Genomic DNA, 25,328 nt, shown 5'->3' on the forward strand with positions numbered 1-25,328 from the left:
ACGTCAGGTGAGAACGTTGGTCGCAAGGATGATGACCGGCGAAGCTAATAACCCCATGTGGTAGGATACCCGTGGCCGTTTACTTATTGAAGATTAAATAAATGACTGAATCTTTTGCTCAACTCTTTGAAGAGTTTCTGAACGAGACCCAATTCCAACAAGGTACCATCGTTAAAGGTACTGTAGTAGCGATCGAGAACGGCTACGTTCTGGTTGATGCTGGCCTGAAGTCTGAGTCTGCTATCCCTGCTGAACAATTCAAGAACGCTGCTGGCGAACTAGAAGTTCAAGTTGGTTCTGAAGTAGACGTAGCTCTGGACGCGGTTGAAGATGGTTTCGGTGAAACTCAACTTTCTCGTGAGAAAGCGAAGCGCCATGAAGCTTGGATCGTACTTGAAAAAGCTTACGAAGAAGCTGCAACTGTTATCGGTATAATTAACGGTAAAGTTAAAGGTGGTTTCACTGTTGAACTGAACGGCATCCGTGCGTTCCTACCAGGTTCTCTGGTTGACGTGCGTCCAATCCGTGACACTGCTCACCTAGAAAACAAAGAGCTCGAGTTCAAAGTTATCAAGCTAGACCAGAAGCGTAACAACGTTGTTGTTTCTCGTCGTGCAGTGATCGAATCTGAAAGCAGCGTAGAGCGTGATGAACTGCTGGAAACTCTGCAAGAAGGTACTGAAGTTAAAGGTATCGTTAAGAACCTGACTGACTACGGTGCATTCGTTGATCTGGGCGGTGTTGATGGTCTGCTACACATCACTGACATGGCTTGGAAACGCGTTAAGCATCCATCAGAAATCGTTAACGTTGGTGACGAAATCCTAGTTAAAGTACTGAAGTTCGATCGTGATCGTACTCGCGTATCGCTAGGTCTGAAACAGCTAGGCGAAGATCCATGGGTAGCAATCGCTAAGCGTTACCCAGAAGGTCACCGTCTGTCAGGTCGTGTAACTAACCTAACTGACTACGGCTGCTTCGTTGAAATCGAAGAAGGCGTTGAAGGTCTGGTACACGTTTCTGAAATGGACTGGACTAACAAGAACATCCACCCATCTAAAGTTGTTAATGTTGGCGACGAAGTTGAGGTTATGGTTCTGGATATCGACGAAGAACGTCGTCGTATCTCTCTAGGCCTGAAACAGTGTAAAGCTAACCCATGGCAATCTTTCGCTGAAGCGCAAGCTAAAGGCGACAAAGTAACGGGTAAGATCAAGTCTATCACTGACTTTGGTATCTTCATCGGTCTAGACGGCGGTATCGATGGTCTGGTTCACCTGTCTGACATCTCTTGGAATGTACCAGGAGAAGAAGCAGTTCGTGAATTCAAGAAAGGCGACGAAATCTCTGCAGTAGTTCTGGCAGTAGACGCTGAGCGTGAGCGCATTTCTCTGGGCATCAAGCAAATGGAAAATGATCCATTCAACGCTTATGTAGCAGACAACAAGAAAGGTGCTCTGGTTAACGGTACTGTTACTGCAGTTGACGCGAAAGGCGCAACCATCGAGCTGGAAGACGGCGTTGAAGGTTACATCCGTGCTTCTGAAGTATCACGTGATCGTATCGAAGATGCATCACTGATCCTGAGCGTTGGTGACAAAGTTGAAGCGAAATTTACTGGTGTTGACCGTAAAAACCGCGTAATCAACCTGTCTATCAAAGCAAAAGATGAAGCTGAAGAGCAAGAAGTAATGGCAACTCTGAACAAGCAAGATGAAGCTGCGTTCGGTAATGCTATGGCTGACGCTTTCAAAGCGGCGAAAGGCGAATAATAGCTTAACGCTAATAGATAAAAGGAGCCGCAAGGCTCCTTTTTTGTGCTTATAATCTCATGCTGGCGAACAGAGCTGAATAACGACTAAACGTGGCGAAATCGTATTATGGTGCGCACGGTTAATAAGCTGAATGATGAATCTAGAATAAGAGTCGGTTCACGATCAAATTCTTTTTATCCAATGTAAATCAGATGTTTGTTGGAATTGATATTACTGACTATAATTAGTCGGTAAACACTCGAAGAGGGAAGCTATGACTAAGTCCGAACTGATTGAAAGACTCTGTGCTGAACAAACACACTTGTCTGCGAAAGAAATCGAAGATGCGGTAAAAAACATCCTTGAGCAGATGGCCGCGACCCTAGAAGCTGGTGAGCGAATCGAGATTCGTGGTTTTGGTAGTTTTTCTTTACACTACCGTGAGCCACGTTTTGGACGCAATCCTAAAACAGGCGATAAAGTAGAGCTAGAAGGTAAGTACGTGCCACACTTTAAACCTGGCAAGGAACTGCGCGAGCGCGTTAACCTGTAAGCGTTATTGAGTATAATTTGTTCATCTGAGCGGCATGCTGATTTAGCGTGCCGCTTTTTTATAGCGGGCGGTGATTAGCCGTGGTTTGTCGTACTGTTTTCCTGCATAATCTGTGTGCCATTTTGTGAAAAGGTGATGACTTATGAAAATTATAAAGATAGTCGCGGTGCTGGCTCTTTTCTTAATCGCATTAGCTTTAGGCTCTCAAAATCAATCGGTGGTGGTGTTTAACTACTTATTGGCGCAAGGTGAGTTTCATCTATCGACCTTACTGGGTAGCGTATTTGTACTTGGCTTTGCTTGTGCTGGTGTGCTTTTCGCTAGTTTGCATCTCAAATCACAATTGAAGATCCGCAGGCTGACTAAGCAACTCAAAATAGTTACTAATCAGCAATCAGCACCAGCAACCACAGTACATAGCGGATAAGGCTGCTTCAATGTTAGAAATACTGTTCTTGTTATTGCCGATTGCCGCCGCTTACGGCTGGTATATGGGGCATCGCAGTGCTCAGCAAGACAAGCAGAAGCAATCACACCAAATTTCTCGTCAATACGTCACGGGTTTGAACCTGTTGCTTTCTGATCAATCGGATAAAGCGGTTGATCACTTTATCGAACTATTGCAAGTGGATAATGAAACGATCGATACCCACTTGGCGTTAGGTAATCTATTCCGCTCGCGTGGTGAAGTCGATCGCGCGATCCGGATCCACCAAAATCTTATTTCGCGCTCAGGCTTGACCATAGATCAGAAGAATTTGGCTCTGCAGCAGTTAGCGAAAGATTACATGGTGGCTGGTTTTCTGGACCGCGCGGAGAAAATTTTTGAGCAATTGATCGATGAACCGGAGCATCGTGAGTCAGCGCTCCAGCAATTGACCGCGATTTACCAACAAACTCGTGAATGGCACAAAGCGATTGAATGTGCATCCGCGTTGGTGAGGCTTGGACGCAAGCGCATGAAGGTGAGTATCGCCCATTTTTATTGTGAGTTGGCCATGCTTGAAAAAGCCGATGGTCATGATCATAAAGCGATGCAATTGTTTAAAAAAGCGTTACATGAAGACGCTCAATGTGTGCGTGCCTCCATTTCATTGGGTAAGCTTTATCTGCAAAATCGAGATTACCAGAATACGATTGATTATTTAGAAAAGGTACTTGAACAGGATATTGATTTTGTCAGCGAAGTACTCAATATCTTGGCCGAGTGTTACCATCATTTAGGCCGTGAGCAAGATTTGATCGCTTTCTTACGGCGTTGCATTGCGGAAAAAGCCGGTGTGTCGGCTGAATTAATGTTAGCTCAGTTAGTCGCTCAGCATGAGGGCGTTGCATCCGCTCAAGAAATTTTAACCCGCCAATTAGTCAAAAACCCGACCATGAAAGGCTTCTATCGGCTAATTGATTTTCATATTGCCGAAGCGGAAGAGGGCAGAGCCAAAGCGAGCTTATCAACCTTACAGCGTTTGGTTGGTGAACAACTTAAAGTGAAGCCTCATTATCGGTGTCGCAAGTGTGGTTTTTCCACCCATTCACTTTATTGGCATTGCCCGTCGTGTAAAAGTTGGGGATCGATTAAACCGATCCGAGGTTTGGATGGCGAATGAGCCCATCATTTTATTACCATGCAGCGACTTTCGCTGCTTTTTTAAACATGCAGTACAGATAGGAGAAACGATGAACGACCCAAAAGTGATTGTTGCACTGGACTATGACAATCTCGCGGATGCGCTCGCGTTTGTAGATAAAATCGATCCAAACACCTGCCGACTGAAAGTTGGCAAAGAGATGTTTACTTTATTTGGTCCAGATTTTGTTCGTGAATTGCACAAGCGTGGTTTTTCAGTGTTTCTAGATTTGAAATTCCATGATATTCCGAATACTTGCTCAAAAGCGGTGAAGGCGGCGGCTGAGCTGGGGGTATGGATGGTCAATGTGCACGCCAGTGGTGGTGAACGCATGATGCTTGCTGCGCGCGAGATCTTAGAGCCTTATGGTAAACAGCGTCCATTATTGATTGGTGTAACGGTGTTAACCAGTATGGAAGCGACTGATTTACAAGGTATCGGTATCGAGTGTGCTCCACAAGATCATGTATTGCGCTTGGCAACATTAACCAAAAATGCGGGTTTGGATGGGGTAGTTTGCTCGGCGCAAGAAGCATCACTATTGAAACAGCATTTAGGCGCGGAGTTTAAGCTAATTACCCCAGGGATCCGTCCTGAGGGGTCAGAGCAAGGCGATCAGCGCCGGATCATGACGCCAGCCCAAGCTCTGGTTTCTGGCTCTGACTATTTAGTGATTGGCCGTCCTATTACCCAAGCGCAACAACCGGACTTAGTACTGCAAGCCATCAATCGGTCGCTTATCTAATCTCTAGTGTGGATGGCTCCAACAATAACGCCCTAGCTTACTAGGGCGTTATTGTTGGAGCTGAATGAATTAAAGCAGCATGGCGTAGCGCATTACCATTTTTTCTTCTCACCAAATAGCACGTCCATATCACTCTTACGTTCATTCTCTTCGAGTTGCTGCAAGTCAGCGGCACTTTTATGCTGACGTTTTTGCTCAAGTTCATCGTACATGGTTTGCAGTTTCTCACGCGCTTGGTTGGAGTAACTGTCATTTTTTGACGCTAAGACATCAATCCCTTTACGCAGTAATTGGATAGCCGTGCCAGGCTGGCCGCGTAGAATGGAATCATTAGCCCGTTTGATGACGTTTTCAATGTTGATGCGGATCTGGATGGTTTCTAAACGGGCATTTTCAGTCACATAAGTTTGGGTTTCAAAACGACCTTTGTTGTGCTCACTACGAATGGTGTCACGTAGGCGTTTCACCAATTTCAACATAACAATCGCTTGTTTATCGCCGCTCGGTACTTTAAATGAGGTACTTTCACCACCGGAATGATTATTTTTAAGATGATCGATCTGCCCCTTCATATTTTCTATCCGTTGAGCTAATTGCTTATTTTTGGGGTCAAGGTCATACATACTTTGTAGTGCATCGAGAATACGGTTATTCAAGCAAACTAAAAGTTCTTTACTAAATGGTAGATGGTGAGCATTACCGATCAGATCTTCGGTGGCATCAATAATCGCAACATAACGTGAAGATTCTTGTTTCTTAACACTTTCGAGCCTCACTCGGTATTGCAACATAATGTTGTAGCCAAGGACCAATACAAGCAAAATGGCCACCAGAGCAATGATTAAAGCTGTATTCATAAAATCCGTATCTTCAGTTTCAATGGCGAACGATTAAGGATACACGTTCATGGTGATCCCGACAATTTACTCTGCTAATTATTGCTGTTTTATCAAGTAAAAACCGCGATGTTACGATAGTTTTGAGGGTTAGATGGTAAATTTTCTGCCGAATGAAGCAAACGGCTAAATTGCCTAATCACGCTTCTTGCGCTAAAGGCTAGGAATTATCACGCTGAAGCGTTATAACTAATCATTATAGAATATGGGTTTATCTGGCAAACCCCACAAGGGATTATCGCAACAATGAAATTGCAGCAGTTGAAGTACATAGTGGAAGTGGTCAATTACAATTTGAATGTGTCAGCCACTGCCGAGAATCTTTATACCTCGCAACCTGGGATCAGTAAACAGGTCAGGCTATTAGAAGATGAGCTGGGCATTCAAATTTTTGAGCGTAGCGGCAAGCATTTAACTCAAGTGACACCTGCGGGTGAACATATTGTGCGTATCGCGACTGAGATTTTATCCCGAGTCGAAAGTATTAAAGCGGTAGCCGCCGAGCATACCCACCCTGAAATGGGCACTTTGAATATCTCGACTACCCATACCCAAGCCAGATACGCGTTGCCAGAAGTGATCAAAGGTTTTACCAAGCGTTACCCTAGAGTCTCGTTACACATGCATCAGGGTACGCCAACGCAAATGTCAGAAGCGATTGCTAAAGGTACGGCCAATTTTGCCATTGCCACCGAAGCGCTGCATTTGTATCAAGATGCGATTATGTTGCCTTGTTACCATTGGAATCGTTCGATTGTCGTGCCGAAAGACCATCCACTGACTAAAAAAGAGCATGTCACGATAGAGGATCTTGCGGGTTATCCATTGGTGACTTATGTGTTTGGATTTACGGGACGCTCCGAGTTAGATAGTGCATTTAATCGTGTTGGTATGACCCCTAAAGTAGTGTTTACAGCCACCGATGCTGATGTGATCAAAACCTATGTACGAATGGGGATTGGGGTTGGGGTAATTGCGAGTATGGCGGTCGATAAAAAACAGGACACCGATCTGGTTGCTATCGATGCCAGTCATATTTTTAGTGCCAGCACCACCAGTATTGGCTTTCGTCGAGGCACTTTCTTGCGCTCTTACATGTTTGATTTTATGGAGCGCTTTGCGCCACATCTTACGCGTCCGGTGGTTGAACAAGCCATTTCATTAAAGTCCAACCTTGAGATAGCCGAAATGTTTAAAGATATCGACTTACCCGTTCGCTAACGTGCTTTTACTTCCACTTCATCATGCTTGCTTCTAAAATGCTCCTCCCACGGGAGGATGCATGCACGCACAGTTTAAATTACTCGATTTATTTTTAACTCAATCGCAATCATTTTGGCGTTATGAGGCGTTTCACTCATGTAGTGGAAGTGACTTGCCATGGGGTGATCAGCATCCGGAACTCAGTGCATGGCTGATTGCGCTTGAGCAAGATCAGATTGAGTATTACAAACTTAACTCCGAGCATTTGTGTGCGATCTTGAGTGAGTTTTTTCCGCAACTGGCTGAAATTAAGGCGATGCTTGCGATCAAGCCCGCTCCTCGCGCTACCGTACTAAGCTTGCCAAAGTATCTTGACCAAGGGATCCCTGGGCGTAAGTGGCAACAAATTGTCGCCATGAGCAGCGTGTTATTGGCTCACCATCAAGGAGCGCAATGGTTAGAATGGTGTGCTGGTAAAGGTTATCTGGGCCGGATTTTAGCCAGTGTTAGCCAGCAGCCGGTGGTTAGCTTTGAATATCAAGCTGAACTTTGTGCTGCGGGTCAGCAACAAGCCAAATTGCTGCACTTACCCATGCATTTTGTACAAGGTGATGCATTTCAATCTGAGGTGGCAAGGTTATTTGAAGCAAATACTCATGCGGTTGCGCTGCATGCATGCGGCGATTTACACGTCAAACTGTTGCAATACGCAACGGCAGCACAGGTGGCTGCGATCAGTTTTTCGCCGTGCTGCTATCACTTGATCCGCGATCCGCATTATCAAGCGATGTCGAATTTAGCCCAGCAATCTACACTACACTTGACTCAGCAAGAGCTACGTTTACCACTGCAGGAAACGGTAACCGGTGGCGAAAGAGTCAAACGGCAGCGTCAACAGGAGATGGTTTACCGCTTAGGCTTGGATGCATTATTAAGCCATGAGTTGAACCAAACCGCCTATATACCGATCCCGAGCATTCAAAAATCGCATTTAAACCAAGGTTTTGCTGCGTTTTGTGATTGGGCGTTGCGCCAGAAAAATATTGATTTGGATGCCACGCAGCATGATCTAGCCTATTTCGAGCAATTAGGCGAACAGCGTTTTTGGCAGATGGAGCGAGTCAGTCTCGTTCAGCAAGGGTTTCGGCGTTTACTCGAACTGTGGTTAGTGTTAGATAAGTCGCTGTATTTACAAGAACAAGGCTATCAGGTCACGATTGGCGAATTTTGTGACAGACAAACCACGCCGCGTAATCTGATGGTGAATGCGCAGCGTATTGTCAGCCAGAGCCGATAGCTTCGGCTCTCGGCGACAATTTGTTGAATATTCATCATTCGTTGAACATCGCGATCGCTTGAGCAGGATCGAGATAATCGAGACCAAAATTGTCCGCCACCTCCTTACAGGTGACTTTACCGTGGATAACGTTGAGCCCTTTTAAAAATCCACCATCTTGCAATAATGCTTTTTGGTAACCTTGATTGGCGAGCTTTACTATGTAGGGTAGTGTGGCGTTATTAAGGGCAAAGGTTGAAGTTCGCGCTACCGCACCGGGCATATTAGCAACACAGTAGTGTACTACCTGATCAACGATATAAGTCGGATCGGCATGGGTAGTGGGGTGCGAGGTGGCAAAGCAGCCCCCTTGATCAATAGCGACATCGACTACCGCCGAGCCGGGTTTCATGCGTTGAATATGCTGTTTAGTGACCAATTTAGGCGCGGCAGCACCGGGGATCAGCACTGCACCGATGACGAGATCCGCCTCTAATACGTATTGTTCGATAGTATCGGCTGTTGAGTAAACCAATCTTGCTCGGCCTTGAAACTCTTCATCGAGTTTGCGTAGCGTATCGATATTGCGATCTAAGATAGTCACCTCGGCCCGCTGCCCAATCGCGATACGAGCGGCATTAGCACCGACAACGCCACCGCCGAGGATCACCACTTTAGCCGGTGCGACTCCCGGTACACCACCGAGCAATAACCCGCTGCCACCGCGTGATTTTTCTAACGCTTGTGCACCAGCTTGGATTGACATGCGCCCTGCAACTTCGGACATTGGAGCCAACAGTGGTAAGCGACCCATATTATCTGTTACAGTCTCATAGGCGATGCAGACGGCTTTGCTATTGATTAGCTCTGTAGTTTGTGGAAAATCGGGAGCAAGGTGCAGATAAGTAAATAATATTTGCCCTTCTTTGAGCATTGCTCGCTCAGCAGTTTGAGGTTCTTTAACCTTTACAATCATCTCTGCGCTCGCGAAGACGTCTGCAGCGGTAGGAAGAATGGATGCGCCTACAGCGATGTAATCATCGTCTGAAAAGCCGATGCCACAACCGGCATTTGTTTCTACATAAACTTGGTGACCGTGTGCGATAAGCTCGCGCACGCTAGCGGGGATCATACCCACTCGATATTCGTGGTTTTTGATTTCTTTTGGAACACCAATAATCATCCTGACTCCTTAGATTGATTTGGTTATATTGACTAGATATAGGCTTGTTCTGTCGAGTTTATGACTAGTATAGTAACTAGTGTAGAAAATTTGATGCCAAATGTTAAGCAGTTGTAGTGTATTTTTTTGCAAGGACGTAATAAGGTGGAATAAAAAATGGTGGATAGTTATAAGAAGCCGTCTAAGGACTTAGACCGTATTGATCGCAATATATTGAATGAATTGCAAAAAGATGGTCGAATATCAAACGTAGAATTATCAAAACGTGTAGGGCTTTCACCTACACCCTGTCTTGAGCGGGTACGACGTCTGGAACGTCAAGGATTTATTACCGGTTACACCGCGTTATTAAATCCTCAGTATCTTGACGCGTCACTATTGGTATTTGTTGAAATTACGTTAAATCGTGGTGCGCCCGATGTATTTGAACAATTCAATACCGCAGTACAAAAATTGGATGATATTCAAGAGTGTCATCTAGTATCGGGTGATTTTGACTATCTACTTAAAACTCGGGTATCGGACATGGGCGCTTATCGTCGTTTGCTTGGTGATACCTTGCTGCGTTTACCGGGCGTTAATGACACACGAACCTACGTCGTGATGGAAGAAGTGAAACAAACCAACCAGCTAGTGATTAAAACTCGTTAAGCAACAGCGAATGTTGCAGATATTGCCACATTCTGACTTACGCGAATTGGGTTTTTGCTCTTGATATGGTTAAATCTCCCAACAAACCGAGCGGCGTATGCCGCTCGGACTGTTTTCACGCCATTAAGCTGCGTATTGTATTACGTCGTGTGGCCTTAACCGTATTCAAGTTGGTTTATGTTCAAAGAGCGCAAAAATAAAGTCGAAACCATTATTAAAACGAGTGAGGAGCTCCCTTCCTCTCGACTCAATGGCTCACAACGTCTAAAAGAAAGCAGTCTGATTTTAGCTGTTTTATTTGCTATTTTTCTGGCAATCGCACTGTTTAGTTTTAATCCGGCCGATCCTTCATGGTCACAAACGGCTTGGGGCAGTGATATTCATAATGTGGGTGGTCTGGCCGGAGCTTGGCTCGCCGATACGCTATTTTTCATTTTTGGTTGTTTGGCCTATCCGTTGCCAGTGATTGTAGCGGCGATGGCTTGGGTGACGCTGCGCACTCGTGATCAAGATGAGCCGATTGATTTTACCCTTTGGGCGACCAAGCTACTCGGCTTAACCATCCTTTTACTGACCAGTTGTGGCTTGGCGGATATCAACTTTGACGATATTTGGTATTTCTCATCGGGCGGTGTGATTGGCGATGTATTAACCAGCTTAGCGCTGCCCACGCTCAATTTGCTCGGCACCACGTTAGTCTTACTTTTTTCCTGGGGAGCTGGCTTTACGTTGCTGAGTGGGATCTCTTGGTTGCGGATCGTTGAGTGGATTGGTGAGCGCAGTATTAGCGCGTTTATTCGCGTATTGAGTCGGCTACGTGGTGAAAAAAGCGAACGGCTGATCCCTGAGTTAATTGAGCCAGAATTGGTCAACGCAGATCTGCACCAACCTGAATTGCTCTCTGCAGAGTTGGAACCACCATTGTCCGCTACGAGCGAAGTTGCCCTTGTGAAACCGACGCTCAACTCACGGCGCTTTAATATTCATATGCCTGAAGCGCGTGATAGAGCACCGATTGACCCATCGTCGCTGCGTCAACCTGAACCGCCAGCACCAGAAGTAATCATCGCTGAGCCAGCTAGGTTTTCGACTCGCACTCAGCAGTGGGATGCCACGATTGAAGAGCTCGATCAACAAGCGCGTTTGGTAGATGATTATGCCGATGAATTGGCTGAGCAAAGCTCAATCACTTATCTGACTGACAACCCTGTATCGCCGGTTATCACGCCAGACGATGAAACGAGTGATGAGCCGTTTAGCCACAGTTTTAACGTCGATATTGCCGATGAAGAGAGTGAACCGCGCATCTCAAATATGGATTGGTCAGAAGAGCTTGATGAATTACCTGCGATTTCGATGGAACCTGAGTTGGATGTGCAAGATGATGAGTTTGCCGATAGCGATGTCACTGCATTTCAAAATATCGTCGCGCAAGCACAGGCTAGTGTGGCGGCCAAACAGAACCCATTTTTAGTACAGCAGGCGGTTAATTTACCTAAGCCGACCGAGCCAATGCCAACCTTAGAGCTGCTTTATCACCCGGAGAAGCGTGAAAACTTTATCGACCGCGAAGCGTTGGAAGATATTGCACGTTTGGTGGAAGCCAAATTAGCCGATTATAAAATTCAGGCCCAAGTAGTGGATATTTTCCCTGGTCCAGTAATTACTCGTTTTGAATTGGATTTAGCCCCTGGAGTTAAAGTTAGCCGTATTTCTAGCCTTTCGATGGATTTAGCGCGCTCATTATCGGCAATGGCGGTTCGGGTCGTGGAAGTGATCCCAGGTAAACCCTATGTGGGATTGGAATTGCCCAATATGTCACGTCAGACGGTGTATCTCTCTGATGTGATTGCCAGCGCCCAGTTTAAAGAGTCAAAATCGCCTACCTCAGTGGTCCTTGGACAAGATATTGCCGGTGATGCCGTGGTGGTGGATCTGGCTAAAATGCCACATGTGCTGGTAGCTGGTACCACGGGCTCCGGTAAATCGGTCGGTGTCAACGTGATGATCCTGAGCATGCTTTATAAAGCGTCTCCGGAAGAGGTTCGTTTCATCATGATTGACCCTAAAATGCTTGAGCTGTCGATTTATGAAGGTATTCCGCACTTGCTGGCAGAAGTGGTGACAGATATGAAAGATGCGGCGAATGCTTTGCGTTGGTGTGTGGGGGAAATGGAGCGCCGCTATAAGCTGATGTCCGTGCTTGGGGTGCGTAACATCAAAGGCTTTAATGATAAGTTACGTATGGCCGCGGAAGCGGGACATCCGATCTACGATCCGCTCTGGAAAGAGGGCGATAGTATGGAGAGCGAGCCGCCGCTGTTGGAAAAATTGCCTTATATTGTGGTGGTGGTTGATGAATTTGCCGATCTGATGATGGTGGTCGGCAAAAAAGTTGAAGAGTTGATCGCCCGTTTGGCACAAAAGGCTCGTGCGGCTGGTATTCACCTAATTTTGGCCACTCAGCGTCCATCGGTTGATGTGATCACCGGACTGATTAAAGCCAACATCCCAACTCGGGTCGCCTTTACGGTATCGACCAAAACGGACTCACGGACCATTTTGGATCAAAGTGGTGCGGAATCATTGCTCGGTATGGGGGACATGCTCTATTTACCACCTGGCTCAAGCCACACGATTCGGGTGCATGGTGCCTTTGCTTCGGACGATGATGTGCATGCGGTAGTTAATAACTGGAAAGCGCGTGGCAAACCGAATTACATCAGCGAAATCATTCAAGGTGATCATGGCCCTGAAGCGATGTTGCCGGGTGAGCATTTAGAATCGGATGAGGATCTCGATCCGCTATTTGATCAAGTGGTTGAGCATGTGGTTGAAACACGCCGCGGCTCGGTCTCAGGTGTTCAACGCCGCTTTAAAATTGGCTATAACCGAGCAGCACGCATCGTTGAGCAACTTGAAGCACAAGGCATTGTTAGTTCTCCGGGCCATAATGGTAACCGCGATGTGCTTGCCCCTGCGCCAATGCGTGATTAATCAAGCATCACCACGCGGTTAAAAAATAACTAAGGCGCTATAAGCGCCTTAGTTATTTGAATCCTTCAAGCATGCGGGTAAGCCATCGCGATCGAATGTTAGCTAAATGCTATGATTTTAATAGGTTAGCCAACTGTGCCAGCACGAAAATCGCTAATGCGATTAAATTGGCAGCAAAAATAATCACTAGCCATTGCGGCATTGAAAGGGTTAAAAATTGCCAGACAATTTTGCTGCAATCTCCATAGGCTTCAAACAGGTTAGGTGCCCATTGATTGAGCGGTGCCCAGGCCGGAAAGGTAACAAACAGATCACAGGTGGCAAAAGGTGATGGATTGAACTGATAGTTGACATGTTCAATCGCCAAGCTCAAACCTTTATAGCTGCTGGCTCCCCAAGCGGCAAAACCGAGCCAACGCATCACGGGATTTTGTGGTGCCACAGCACCGATTAACGCGGCTGCCCCGATACCCAACATCGCAATGCGCTCATAGATGCACATCACACAAGGTGCAAGTAGCAGTATATGTTGGAAATACAGCGCACATAAGGTAAAGAAAACCACAAAAGCCAGTAGCAATACCCAAGCTAGCCGTGATTGAGAAAAGCGGTTCAGTGAAGAGAGTAAACGCACAGATAGATCCTTTTGAAAAAAGCTCTGAATAACTCAGAGCTTTTTAGCTTGGATTAGTTTCCGGTGCAACGCAAATTTAGTGGCCATTGGGCAGTAGCGTTGCCGTCGGCACCGGGTGATGAGTGATCCAGCCCAAACTATAGAAAAGCTCAGTCATTGGATCTAGCAAGAACATGATGCTAATAAAACCGATCAGTGAGAGTGCCAGAGTATAGGGGAATGCCATCACGACCATGCGCCCATAAGAGAGCCGGATCAGCGGTGCGAGTGCTGAGGTTAATAAAAACAGGAAGGCGGCTTGGCCGTTCGGGGTCGCAACCGAAGGTAAATTGGTACCGGTATTGATGGCGACCGCCAATAAATCAAACTGATCGCGCGAAATCATCCCTTCAATTAGTGCAGTTTTTACTTCTGTGATGTAGACCGTACCGACAAACACGTTATCTGACACCATGGATAACAAGCCATTGGCGACATAAAATAAGGCAAGTTGGGTGCCATGATCTTCGACATTGAGTACTGCATCGATCAAGGGTTTAAACAGCTGTTGATCAATAATTACCGCGACAATCGAGAAAAACACGGTCAGTAACGCGGTGAAAGGCAGCGCATCTTCGAAAGCCTTGCCGAGTGAATGCTCTTCAATAATGCCAGTAAATGCGGTGGCGAGAATGATCACCGATAAACCGATTAGGCCGACCGCTGCTAAATGGAGCGCTAAACCCAGAATCAGCCATACTGCGATCATGCTTTGTACCCAAAGTTTGGCGATATCTTGCTTGGTGAGGTTTTGGCGTTGTTCAGCATCAAAATCGAGCAAAATTTGCCGCACATTGGTAGGCAAATGTGCCCCATAACCAAACAGCTGGAATTTTTCGATCAGTGCGCAAGTGATTATGCCAGCGATAAATACCGGTACCGTAACCGGAGCCATACGCAGTAAAAATTCACCAAATTGCCAGCCCGCTTGATCGGCGATGATCAGGTTTTGCGGCTCACCAACCATAGTAGTAACGCCACCCAATGCAGTTCCCACCCCAGCATGCATAAGTAATGAGCGTAAAAATGCGCGATAACGTTGTAAGTCATCACGAGTCAATTCCGATACGCCATCATCATCTTGCTCATCGGCCTTTTCATCGGCTGCAGACAAACTGGGCTGACCTGAGGCTACTTTGTGATAAATCGAATAAAAACCTACCGCGACACTGATGATCACGGCAATGACAGTTAATGCATCGAGAAAGGCGGACAAAAAGGCCGCGGTGACACTAAAAGCAATCGAAAGGAGGATTTTAGAACGAATACCAAGCAGGATCTTGGTAAAAATGAACAGTAACAACTGTTTCATAAAGTAGATGCCTGCGACCATAAATACCAGCAGTAGCAGCACCTCAATATTGGCGACCAGCTCATGTTTGACTTGCTCTGGGCTGGTCATGCCAATTGCAATCGCTTCTAGTGCCAGTAATCCGCCAGGCTGTAGCGGATAGCACTTCAGAGCCATCGCGAGAGTAAAAATAAACTCAATCACCAGTAACCAACCGGCCAAGAACGGATTGATAAAAAAGAACACGATAGGATTAATAATAAGAAAAGCGATGATGGCCACTTTGTACCAATCAGGCGCTTTACCAAGGAAATTTTTGATAAACACATTTCCGAGGGATATTGGCATGGTGATTACTCTTAAGTTGTTATCCCCTTCCTACTTGAAGCTGCAGCGGTGTTGGCTACGTTCGTTCACCCCAATCACATAGTTTGTCTATGCTCATGGGGACTCACTTACTTGCCGCCTACCTGCAACTCCAAGTTGTTTGGGTATAGGTGATGACTTTAGTTTGCATCTGCGGTTAATGATTGGCTGGCTTGCCGCCAACGCATCATTCCAAATCGTGTGGATATTGAACTTACAACGAAATTGCACCGTTAAATAATAGTCAACAATCAACAGGATGATGATAAAAAATTGGGTAGCTTTAGTTAAAAACGCGATCAAGGTGGCGTATGCCATGGATCAAACCATCTAAAAAATCACCTAGTCGCGGTCAGTCAGGCAAAATGGAATTTAATACATATTAACTCGGAATAAATACCTCTTTGGAGCAAGTTTATTTTGCTAAAAAGATTCATCAAAGTGTGAGCTAACTCCATTTAATTCCAAGTAATTTATGTGGTTCGGTGTATGCAACTTTATTTCAGCTTATTTTTGTAGCAAATGGTTCCAGTTGGTTCTGTTAGGTTAAATTAGAGTAATTACACTATTTCAGCTTTGTGACAAGAATAGTGCTGCTTGGTTTTCGGTGAAGAGCAACTAGTGGTATGATGAGTGCCATTCGACCCAAATAAAATAAGCATTGGATAACTGATTAATGGTCATTAAGGCAAAAAGCCCAGCAGGTTTCGCTGAGAAGTACATTATTGAAAGTATTTGGAATGGTCGCTTTCCCCCTGGCTCGATTTTACCTGCAGAGCGTGAGCTTTCTGAATTGATCGGCGTGACGCGTACCACTTTGCGAGAAGTATTACAGCGTTTGGCGCGTGATGGCTGGCTGACAATCCAGCACGGTAAACCAACCAAAGTGAATCAATTTATGGAAACTTCCGGGTTACATATCTTGGACACCTTGATGACACTCGATGCCGACAATGCCACCAGTATTGTGGAAGATCTGCTGTCGGCGAGAACCAATATTAGCCCTATTTTTATGCGCAATACTTTCAAACTCAATAAAGAGAGTGCTGAGCGCATCATACTCAATGTGATTGAATCGTGTGAGGCGTTAATTCAGGCCCCATCTTGGACTGAGTTTATTACCACTTCACCTTATGCTGAAAAAATTTTGCAGCAAGTCAAAGAGGATAGCGAAAAAGATGAGTTGAAGCGGCAGGAGATCTTGATCGCGAAAACCTTCAATTTTTATGACTATATGCTGTTCCAGCGCTTGGCGTTCCACTCTGGGAATCAGATTTATGGCTTGATTTTTAATGGGGTAAAGAAGCTATACGATCGGGTCGGCTGTTACTACTTCTCTAATCCGCAAGCGCGTGAATTAGCGATGGATTTTTATCGCCAATTGTTAGCAGTTTGCCAAAGCGGTGAGCGAGAGCAACTGCCTCATGTGATCCGTCAATACGGTATTGCTAGTGCTCACATCTGGAATGAGATGAAAATGACCTTGCCATCGAATTTTACGGAAGATGATGCTTAGCGGGTGAAGGGATTTTGTTTATCAATTGATTTCCCCTCACAGTGAATTGAGACTATGGGTCATATAATGATTATCCGCTCCTGCTTGAAGTTGCAGCGGTGTTGGCTACGTTCGCTCACCCCAATCACATAGTTTGCCTATGTTCATGGGCTCACTTGCCTACCTACAACTCCAAGTGGTTTGGGTATACTTACTCCAAAAACAACAGCGACTCAGGTAAAGAGTCGCTGTTTGAACAAAATAGAAACGAATGGTTATCGCTAGCCGTTAAATTAGAGTTTAAATCGATGCACCAATGAGCTCTGCTGTTCGGCCAGTGTGGTTAAGTTAGTGCTAGTTTGCGCGATTTGCGACATCGCTTGATAGCTGGCATCGGAGATATGGTTGATATCTTCAATGCTGCGTGCAATCGAGCTGGTGGTCTCATTTTGTTCACCCGCGGCTTGAGAAATATGGGTACTCATATGACTGATTTCGATGATTAAAGCTTGGATTTCCTCCATTGCACTGTTGGCATGCGAAGCTTGTTCAACCGACAGTTCCATATCTTGCATACAACTTTCAATCACATTGTTGGCCAGTGAAGAGCTAGCTTGCAGATTGCTGATCATTGACTCGATTTCTGAAGTTGATTGAGTGGTACGTTGAGCGAGCACACGGACTTCATCTGCGACAACCGCAAAACCGCGCCCTTGTTCACCCGCACGTGCTGCTTCAATGGCTGCATTGAGTGCCAACAGGTTGGTTTGTTCGGCAATGTTGCGGATCACATCGAGAATCGAGCCGATCTGGCTACTCATCTTACGTAAATCAGCCACGGCTTTGACCGACTCAATTAAACGCGCTTCTAGTTGACCAATGGTGCTGATATTGGTGCTCATAATATGGCGACCAGATTCAGAAGCTGCTTCCACTTGCTGGACCATCGCCAGAGAATTTTGCGCACTATTGGCGACTTCTTGTACCGAATGAGCCATTTCAGTCATCGCAGTCGCCACATTTGAGGTTTGCTCTCGTTGGCTATTGAGCTGGCTTTGCGCACTCAGTGAGGTGGTTTGGTTATTGGCTGCGGTAGCGGTTAAATCATCGGATGCGCTGTTTAGTTGGACTAAAATCTCGTGCAAGCTATCCGCGAGAGTGTTGATATGGCGACTTAAGCGACTAAATTCATTATTGGAGCGAATTTCAATCCGTTGCGTCATATTACCCTGGGTTAGGCTTTCTAATGCTTTTAGGATGCGGGTGACAGGTTCGCGCACACTGTGTGCTAAGTGATAGCCGATCGCCGTGGCGAGTAAAATAACCGCAACGCTAATCACCAACGCTTTGATGACGCCTTTCTGGTAAACTGTACCCGCTTCGGCAAGAGATTGATTGAGATCATCAGTCGCGGTGTGGTTAAACGCGTCTAAAATGATCATCGCATTATCGACTTGATTAGCGAGATTGGTGATGTTGTCATACAGCGCGGTTCTGGCTCGTAAATACTCATCATGTTGATCGAGTACCCCACCTTTTTGGCCAATATCGCGACTAAATTTTTCGACTAATTCATCAAAACGATCTTTTAATTGTGGCATTTGGGTTGCCAGCCCACGGTAAGCATAATTCAGATGCGTGACCGCCTTCCGATTCTGATTAACCGCTTTGTCGACAAAAACCACATCGGAACTGGCTAATGCATCGGAGGTGATCACTTCGGCATCTTTCAATTTGATGAAATAACTTTTCGCCATCACCTTGACTGAAATGCTGTCGTTATTGTCGACAAACTCTTTCATACCGATACTTAACTCTGAGTGTAGGCGTTGAAATTCACGGGTTGATTTTTGCACCGACTCTTGCGCGGCAAACATCGCCTGATAATTATTCATGGCTAAATCTGCTTCGTTAAAATAACGTGCTTCGAGCTGTTTTAGTTCTGCAAGTGGCTGTTCAAGTTTGGGATGATTTAGGCTTGCTTGACTCAATGCTGCAAGAACGGTTTGAAATTGCCGTTTTGATTCGACAAATTCTTGACGCATGTCTTGCATGCGTGCCGTGTTTTGCGTGGTCAAAAAATCTTTAAACGATTTATCGGCCGATAACAATTGAACACTGGTTTGGTTTGACAACGAAACCAAAGGTAGCGCGACCTTAGAGACGCTTTCAAAATTACTGTGGATCTGACTCATGCCACGCAATACGATTGTGACGGTAACAATAAACATAATAATAATGAGTGCAAAACCTGCATACATACGTCTAATTACGGAACCCCGCATATGTTCTCTCCCTCGAAAATGACGCATTCTGATGAAAATAAATGAAAGACAAAGGTGTCTTAAAAAAATAACAAAACGATCCGCATTGTATTGAGGTTGAGAAACGCATTTTATGACCGAGACAGCAAAAAAACTCTTTCAGCAGTGAACTGGCTCGGGTTCTGTTAACTGTACGGTGTTTTTTATTGAGCTTTGGCAATGCTTAACGCATACTCAAATCAGAAATTTTTCAATCCCAAGCTTTGTATGGAGTAACTCATGGCGCAAGAAACCATTTTCAGTAAAATTGTTCGCAGAGAAATTGCGGCCGATATTCTTTATCAAGATGATCTGGTCACTGCATTTCGCGACCTTCATCCGCGTGCGCCAAGCCATATTTTGATCATTCCGAATAAGTTGATCCCAACGGTGAATGATGTAGAAATGGCCGATGAATTGGCGCTAGGCCGGATGTTCACTGTTGCCAAAAAAATCGCCCAACAAGAAGGGATTGCCGAAGATGGTTACCGTTTGATCATGAATTGTAATTCACACGGCGGCCAGGAGGTCTATCATATTCATATGCATTTAGTCGGCGGCCGTCCTTTAGGTCCTCTCTTAATGGGTTAAACCAGAGTAGGTTGTGCCAAGGTGACCAATTAAAGTGATTCAATACATGCAACGCTTTTTCTCGCGCATTACACTGATTTTGACACCATTACTGCTTGCGGGGTGTAGCAATCTCACCGCGGGCAATCTTTTTAGTCATTACAGCGCACAAAACAGTGGATTACACCAGTCGGTTGCCGCAGGGCAATATCAGCAAGCGACACAATTATTGCCGGAATATGTGGCAGGCGAGGTGCTCGATAACCTTGAAAGAGGTCGCGTTTATTTTCTTAATCAACAATACGCCGAAAGTCGACAAAGTTTAGCGGCCGCTGATCAAGCGGTGCAGCAGCAGCAAGATCGCGCGATCATCTCACTGAGTAGTAGTGCAACCAGCGTTGGTTCACTCGCAGTTAATGATAACTTAAATGAATATGAGCCTAGCGATTATGAGCTAGGCTTTTTACATTTGTACTTAGCGTTGAACTATGTACGTAGCAATGATTTAAATAGCGCATTGGTCGAAATTCGGCGGGCTAATCAAGTGCAGGAGCAAGCTAAACAGCAGCGAGAACAGCAGTTGGGGAAAGCTGAGCAAGAGATGCGTGCCCAAGGCTTATCACCAAATTTAGGGAGTGTGCTGGCTCAATATCCGGATGCGGGTAAAAGTTTACAAGCGGTACAAAATGGCTATCTGCTTTACCTGTCTGCACTACTTTATGAAGCCGATAACGATTTGAACTCAGCTTATGTTGACTATCGCCGAGCACTGGCGGTTGCGCCAAATAATCGCGCGGTGATCGACGGTACGTTGCGGGTCGCATCCCGCTTAGGAATGACACAAGATCTTAGCTTACTTAAGCAGCAATATGGCGAGCCGCAACGTCTGGCGACTGGGCAAGCCCGAGTGATCGTGCTGGCTGAGCAGGGCATTGTGCAAGCCAAACAAGGGTGGCGCATTGCTTTACCTTTATTTGACAGTCGTGGTAACACCGCGTTGTATTCTCTTGCACTGCCGTATTACCCGTCATCAGTGCTAGCCAATCATTCGCCATTGTTGCTCAATGGCCGTCAACTGACATCAATGCCAGTGATGGATGTGAACTTAATGGCCTCCAACGCATTAAGTGAGCAAATGCCGACATTAGTATTGCGTCAAGCTCTGCGGGTGATTACGAAAGACCAACTGCGCAAAGAGGCTGCCAAAGATGAGGATGTGGCGAATTTAGTGTTTAATATTTGGAATACCTTAACCGAGCAGCCCGATACGCGCAGCTGGTTAACTTTGCCTGCGACAGTCAATACCGCCACTCAAGTGGTCAGTGCAGGCGATCAAGTGCTGGATATTGCAGGGACTCGCTATACCTTCCATGTTCCAGAAAATGGCACTGCATTAGTTTGGCTATCACAGCAAGCTAATAGTGCGACCATTTGGCATAAACAACTGGGGATACGCTAATGAAAACATGGCTATTCGCTGTACTCACTGGGTTACTGTTGGTGGGATGCAGTGCGAATACTGCGGGCTTGCGCGTTGATGGTGCATCGCGACAGGTGTTATTTAATGACAGCAGTTTGAGCAACCATCTCAAGATTGAGGGCATCACAACCACATTGGTTGATGGCCATACCCGAGGGGTAGTGCAGATCCTCAATCAAAAGAAAAGTGACTTGAATATTCAGTATCGATTTTACTGGTATGACAATGATGGGCTTGAGGTGAACACGAAGTTAAGTCCTTGGAAAATTGTGATTTTTCGCGGTATGGAGACGGTGTCACTGAGCGAGATTTCCGTGAATCCTAATGGTAAGCAGTTTCGCGTCCAGATCCGCGAATATGATCAATAAACGAAAAAACAATCAATAAACAAAAAAACAGTCAATCCACAAGCAAGCCACCAATCAAGAATCAGTGCGTTAAGAGGAATTATGATGAAAAAAAGTATTTTTGCCCTGCTAGGTTTAGCAATCATTTTAGGCGGATGTTCGAATAAAGTCAGTTACGGTGATGCTCAAGCTGTGGAAACCGTCACGGTCGATTTTGGCTCTACCGATTTGCAGAAAATTGCGGCCGAGATGGTTGATAGTATGATGATGTCAGGCTCGGTGGCGGCGATAACGCGTGATAGCCGTCCGATCGTCTTTGTTGAGCGGATTAAGAACAAAACCAGTGAGCATATTGATACTGAGTCGATCACCGATACCATCAGTACCAAAATGCTCAATTCCGGTAAGTTCCGTTTTGTCGATATGGATCGGGTGGAAGCGGTACGCAATCAGCTCAACTTCCAAAATAACGATGAGCTAGTCAATCAAAGCACGGCGATTCAGTTTGGTAAAATGGTCGGTGCGCAATATATGTTGTACGGCAACCTTTCGAGCATTAACAAAAGTGCTGGTAAGGATAAAGATGTCTATTACAAGATGACCATGCGTTTGATGGATTTACAAACCGGCTTAATTGAGTGGGCTGACGAAACAGAAATTCGGAAACAACAATCGAAGAGTTTTCTCGGTTTTTAATACATAAGTTTTTAACACCTAGTTTTTTAACCCCTAGTTTTTTAACCCCTAGGTTTTTAACACATGGATAGGAAAGGAGTGGCATGATGGCAAAGATTGCGTGGCGAGAAGCTTGTTCGCTCGACCCTACTTTGTTGTCATTGAACCACTTTTTCTCGCAGCCTCCGGATTATGCACAGACCTTAACCGGAGGTCTGACCAATCGTTGCTGGAAAATTGTGGCTGGTGAGCGTGCTTTTGTATGGCGTCCGGTGACGGCGATCACCAAAGCATTTTCAATTTCTCGCGTTCAAGAATATCAAATACTTAAAGCGATTGAGCATGCTGCGATTGGTCCTAAAGCGGAACTGATTAATCCACAAGGTTTGTTGGTTGAGTGGATCGCCGGAGAATCTCTGACCGATAATCTTACCTTTGATTCGTTACTCAAAACTCAAACCCGCATCCATCAATTGGCTATTCATCGCATCCCAGTTGCGCCGTTTAATTATCTTGGTCGAGTCGATCATTACTGGTTGCAAATCGGTGATGGGTTGAAATCGGACTCAATTAAAGCGCTGTATGCCAAGTGGCGTAACATCCCCAATTTGGTGGATGTTGGCCAAGCGTTATGCCACTTTGATCTGGCTGGTTATAACATGGTTGGCAGCGCACAGGGGCCGCGAGTGATTGATTGGGAATATGCCGCGTTAGCGGATCCGCGGATTGATTTAGCACTGAGTATTGATGTTGCCGATCACCCTGTACAAGAGGCGGTATTTCGTTATTGCCAATTGCGCCAATTATCCGCGATTGATGATTGGGTGGAAGGGGTACTCGCGTGGCAGCCGCGTACCACTATGTTAGCGATGCTTTGGTATCTGCTTGCTTATCAGTTGTGGGGCGATGAGCTTTATCGGCTGCAGGCACAGCGTTTAGAGCAAGTTCTGTTGGCGGCGAGTTAGAGTTAGTAGCGTAATTTAACCCTACCGCTCGTAGTGGATTAAAACTCTTCGTGATAGAGTGAAGTTTCAAGCAACGGGGGAAATATTATGATTATTTATTTACATGGATTTGATTCAACCAGCCCGGGCAACCATGAAAAAGTGCTGCAATTGCAGTTTATTGATAGTGATGTACGTTTTATTAATTACAGCACCTTACATCCAAAACACGATATGCAACACTTGTTGAAAGAAGTGGATAAGGCGATCCATCAATCGGATGATCCGCAGCCGCTAATTTGTGGTGTTGGGCTTGGTGGTTACTGGTCAGAACGGATTGGCTTCTTGTGTGGAATAAAACAGGTGCTGTTTAATCCTAATTTGCATCCCGAACGCACGATGCTCGGTCGAATTGATCGCCCAGAAGAATATGATGATATTGCGACCAAATGCGTAGCAAAATTTCGCGCCAAGAACCAAGGCCGCTGTTTAGTGATCTTATCACGTGAGGATGAAATTCATGATAATCAGTGCAGCGCGCAAGAGTTGCAGGATTATTATCCAATCCTATGGGATGAAACTCAGACACATAAATTCAAAAAGATTTCTCACCATTTACAAACGATTAAGGCTTTTAAAAGCGCCTAATTGTCCAAACTGATGATATGCAGCAACAGTCTCTTCGTGAGGCTGTTTTATTTTATCGTTACCCACCAGAAACCTCATCAAAGCCCATCAATCTATAGTTGCAGGATCCAATCAGGCCGATATAATGGCTCACACTAAAATTTATTGATAAATATCAAGAAAAATTGAGAGCGAGTGATAAACTTGCCAATAAGTTGTGCTAGCGCAAGCTTTTGCTACCTTATAACGTGTTGTTGAGAGTAATCCACCCGCACCCAAATCTGTCAGTTAGCCAATAAGTTGCTGCTGGTAACCCATTTTCTCAGCGCGAGTGATCGAGCTGGATAATAATTATTAATCTTTAGTTGAGGATTGTTGCTGTGACACGAATTATCGTTGTAGGTGGTGGCGCTGGCGGTTTAGAGCTGGTCACCAAACTGGGTCGCACTCTTGGTCGTAAGGGACGAGCCAATATTACGCTAGTGGATCGTAATTCAAGCCATTTATGGAAGCCACTGCTGCATGAAGTGGCAACCGGTTCATTGGATGAGGGGGTGGATGCGCTCAGTTACCGTGCACATGCGAAGAATCACCGTTTTGATTTCCAGCTTGGTAGTTTGGAGTCGATTGACCGCGACAATAAAACCATCACGTTAAGTGAGCTCAAAGATGAGCACGGTGAGCTGCTGATGCCTAAACGTGATTTAGCATACGATATATTGGTATTAGCGATTGGCTCAACTTCGAACGATTTCAATACCCCAGGGGTGAAAGAGCACTGTATTTTCCTAGATAGTCCTGAGCAGGCTAATCGCTTCCGTACTGAGATGAACAATGAGTTCCTCAAGCTGCACGCGAAAAACGGTCAGGGTACGGTTGATATTGCGATTGTGGGTGCCGGTGCGACTGGGGTTGAACTGTCTGCTGAATTGCACAATGCCGTCAAAGAACTGCACACTTATGGCTTTGGCGATCTTGATTCAAGTAAGTTGAACGTTAATCTGATTGAAGCGGGTGAGCGTATTTTACCTGCGTTACCCCCACGTATTTCTGCTGCTGCACATCAAGAGTTGACCAAACTTGGGGTGAATGTGCGTACCATGACGATGGTGACGAAAGCGGAGCAAGACGGTTTAACCACCAAAGATGGTGAAAAAATTGCGGCACAGATTATGGTATGGGCTGCTGGCATCAAAGCGCCTAACTTTATCAAAGATATTGCAGGTCTAGAAACCAATCGCATCAATCAACTGGTGGTGAAAAATACCCTGCAAACGACCCGTGACGATGACATTTTTGTGATTGGTGATTTGGCACAATGCACGCAAGCCGATGGTAAATTTGTCCCACCACGCGCTCAAGCCGCCCATCAAATGGCTTCATTGGCATTTCGTAATATCGTGGCTAAAATGTACGGCCGCGAATTGAAACACTACGTGTATAAAGATCATGGTTCATTGGTATCACTCAGTCGTTTCTCAACCGTCGGTAGTTTGATGGGTAACCTCACTCGTGGCTCGATGATGGTTGAAGGGCGTATTGCGCGTGTCGTTTATATTTCGCTGTATCGTATGCACCAAATGGCCTTGCATGGTGTGTTTAAAACCGGACTGATGATGTTAGTCGGTAGAATTAACCGAGTGCTTAGACCCAACCTTAAATTACACTAAG

The 25,328-nt window shown here is 45.6% G+C and carries 22 protein-coding genes; 17 read left to right on the plus strand and 5 right to left on the minus strand.

What is annotated here, in order from left to right; all coding sequences use genetic code 11:
- Positions 1-101 precede the first annotated feature (101 nt).
- The 5 genes from rpsA to pyrF all read left to right on the plus strand — a co-directional run bounded on the left by rpsA (position 102) and on the right by pyrF (position 4,680).
- A complete protein-coding gene (gene rpsA, locus G7083_RS10435) occupies positions 102-1,772 on the plus strand; it encodes a 30S ribosomal protein S1 (protein ID WP_166014711.1) in 1,671 nt (556 codons plus the stop codon).
- Positions 1,773-2,028: 256 nt separating this feature from the next.
- On the plus strand, positions 2,029-2,307 hold the full coding sequence (gene ihfB, locus G7083_RS10440; RefSeq protein WP_166014712.1) for an integration host factor subunit beta: 279 nt from the start codon (positions 2,029-2,031) through the stop codon (positions 2,305-2,307).
- A 142-nt stretch (positions 2,308-2,449) separates the two neighbouring features.
- Positions 2,450-2,734, plus strand: coding sequence for a lipopolysaccharide assembly protein LapA domain-containing protein (locus tag G7083_RS10445; RefSeq protein ID WP_166014713.1), 285 nt, complete (start codon positions 2,450-2,452; stop codon positions 2,732-2,734).
- Positions 2,735-2,744: 10 nt separating this feature from the next.
- The gene (gene lapB / locus G7083_RS10450; RefSeq protein WP_166014714.1) at positions 2,745-3,914 is read left to right on the plus strand and encodes a lipopolysaccharide assembly protein LapB; all 1,170 of its coding nucleotides are present in this window, start codon (positions 2,745-2,747) and stop codon (positions 3,912-3,914) included.
- A 70-nt stretch (positions 3,915-3,984) separates the two neighbouring features.
- Positions 3,985-4,680: an orotidine-5'-phosphate decarboxylase gene (pyrF, locus tag G7083_RS10455; RefSeq protein ID WP_166014715.1), complete on the plus strand. Its 696-nt coding sequence runs from the start codon at positions 3,985-3,987 to the stop codon at positions 4,678-4,680.
- A 92-nt stretch (positions 4,681-4,772) separates the two neighbouring features.
- On the opposite strand, the gene G7083_RS10460 is transcribed toward pyrF, so the two are convergent.
- Entirely contained in the window at positions 4,773-5,537 is a 765-nt protein-coding gene (locus tag G7083_RS10460) for a DNA repair protein (RefSeq protein WP_166014716.1), read from the minus strand.
- Between the two features lie 285 nt (positions 5,538-5,822).
- Between G7083_RS10460 and cysB the strand changes: the two genes are divergently transcribed.
- Entirely contained in the window at positions 5,823-6,797 is a 975-nt protein-coding gene (gene cysB, locus G7083_RS10465) for an HTH-type transcriptional regulator CysB (RefSeq protein ID WP_166014717.1), read from the plus strand.
- A 61-nt stretch (positions 6,798-6,858) separates the two neighbouring features.
- Positions 6,859-8,076, plus strand: coding sequence for a methyltransferase (locus G7083_RS10470; RefSeq protein WP_166014718.1), 1,218 nt, complete (start codon positions 6,859-6,861; stop codon positions 8,074-8,076).
- Between the two features lie 34 nt (positions 8,077-8,110).
- Here G7083_RS10470 and ald read toward each other — a convergent pair whose 3' ends face one another.
- Positions 8,111-9,238 carry an alanine dehydrogenase gene (gene ald, locus G7083_RS10475; protein ID WP_166014719.1) on the minus strand — a complete coding sequence of 376 codons (1,128 nt, stop codon included), beginning with the start codon at positions 9,236-9,238 and terminating at the stop codon, positions 8,111-8,113.
- A gap of 156 nt (positions 9,239-9,394) precedes the next feature.
- Here ald and lrp point away from each other — a divergent pair, with 156 nt between their 5' ends.
- Positions 9,395-9,889: a leucine-responsive transcriptional regulator Lrp gene (gene lrp / locus G7083_RS10480; protein ID WP_000228498.1), complete on the plus strand. Its 495-nt coding sequence runs from the start codon at positions 9,395-9,397 to the stop codon at positions 9,887-9,889.
- Between the two features lie 177 nt (positions 9,890-10,066).
- Positions 10,067-12,886, plus strand: coding sequence for a DNA translocase FtsK 4TM domain-containing protein (locus G7083_RS10485; protein ID WP_166014720.1), 2,820 nt, complete (start codon positions 10,067-10,069; stop codon positions 12,884-12,886).
- A gap of 109 nt (positions 12,887-12,995) precedes the next feature.
- Here the strand turns inward: G7083_RS10485 and dsbB are convergent, their stop codons facing one another.
- Together dsbB and nhaB are read right to left on the minus strand one after the other, a co-directional pair.
- Complete coding sequence (gene dsbB / locus G7083_RS10490) at positions 12,996-13,520, minus strand: disulfide bond formation protein DsbB (RefSeq protein WP_166014721.1); 525 nt, start codon at positions 13,518-13,520, stop codon at positions 12,996-12,998.
- A gap of 76 nt (positions 13,521-13,596) precedes the next feature.
- Positions 13,597-15,198, minus strand: a complete 1,602-nt coding sequence (gene nhaB, locus G7083_RS10495) for a Na(+)/H(+) antiporter NhaB (protein ID WP_166014722.1) — start codon at positions 15,196-15,198, stop codon at positions 13,597-13,599.
- Between the two features lie 694 nt (positions 15,199-15,892).
- Between nhaB and fadR the strand changes: the two genes are divergently transcribed.
- Positions 15,893-16,732: a fatty acid metabolism transcriptional regulator FadR gene (gene fadR / locus G7083_RS10500; RefSeq protein WP_166014723.1), complete on the plus strand. Its 840-nt coding sequence runs from the start codon at positions 15,893-15,895 to the stop codon at positions 16,730-16,732.
- Positions 16,733-17,004: 272 nt separating this feature from the next.
- Here fadR and G7083_RS10505 read toward each other — a convergent pair whose 3' ends face one another.
- Entirely contained in the window at positions 17,005-18,996 is a 1,992-nt protein-coding gene (locus G7083_RS10505) for a methyl-accepting chemotaxis protein (RefSeq protein ID WP_166014724.1), read from the minus strand.
- A gap of 258 nt (positions 18,997-19,254) precedes the next feature.
- Between G7083_RS10505 and hinT the strand changes: the two genes are divergently transcribed.
- From hinT to G7083_RS10540, 7 genes are all read left to right on the plus strand, one after another.
- The gene (gene hinT, locus G7083_RS10510) at positions 19,255-19,605 is read left to right on the plus strand and encodes a purine nucleoside phosphoramidase (RefSeq protein WP_166014725.1); all 351 of its coding nucleotides are present in this window, start codon (positions 19,255-19,257) and stop codon (positions 19,603-19,605) included.
- A 46-nt stretch (positions 19,606-19,651) separates the two neighbouring features.
- Positions 19,652-21,043 (plus strand): hypothetical protein, encoded by a 1,392-nt coding sequence (locus tag G7083_RS10515; protein ID WP_166015041.1) that lies wholly within the window; start codon positions 19,652-19,654, stop codon positions 21,041-21,043.
- Positions 21,043-21,432: a YcfL family protein gene (locus tag G7083_RS10520; RefSeq protein WP_166014726.1), complete on the plus strand. Its 390-nt coding sequence runs from the start codon at positions 21,043-21,045 to the stop codon at positions 21,430-21,432. The genes G7083_RS10515 and G7083_RS10520 overlap by 1 nt, the downstream gene beginning before the upstream one ends.
- 84 nt (positions 21,433-21,516) lie before the next feature.
- On the plus strand, positions 21,517-22,107 hold the full coding sequence (gene lpoB / locus G7083_RS10525) for a penicillin-binding protein activator LpoB (protein ID WP_166014727.1): 591 nt from the start codon (positions 21,517-21,519) through the stop codon (positions 22,105-22,107).
- 86 nt (positions 22,108-22,193) lie between these two features.
- Entirely contained in the window at positions 22,194-23,051 is an 858-nt protein-coding gene (locus tag G7083_RS10530) for a phosphotransferase (protein WP_166015042.1), read from the plus strand.
- An 87-nt stretch (positions 23,052-23,138) separates the two neighbouring features.
- A complete protein-coding gene (gene ycfP / locus G7083_RS10535) occupies positions 23,139-23,678 on the plus strand; it encodes an alpha/beta hydrolase YcfP (protein WP_166014728.1) in 540 nt (179 codons plus the stop codon).
- A gap of 359 nt (positions 23,679-24,037) precedes the next feature.
- Positions 24,038-25,327, plus strand: a complete 1,290-nt coding sequence (locus G7083_RS10540) for an NAD(P)/FAD-dependent oxidoreductase (RefSeq protein ID WP_166014729.1) — start codon at positions 24,038-24,040, stop codon at positions 25,325-25,327.
- Position 25,328 lies beyond the last annotated feature (1 nt).

It is taken from the genome of Vibrio sp. HDW18 (genome assembly GCF_011306175.1).
Taxonomy (GTDB): domain Bacteria; phylum Pseudomonadota; class Gammaproteobacteria; order Enterobacterales; family Vibrionaceae; genus Vibrio; species Vibrio chanodichtyis.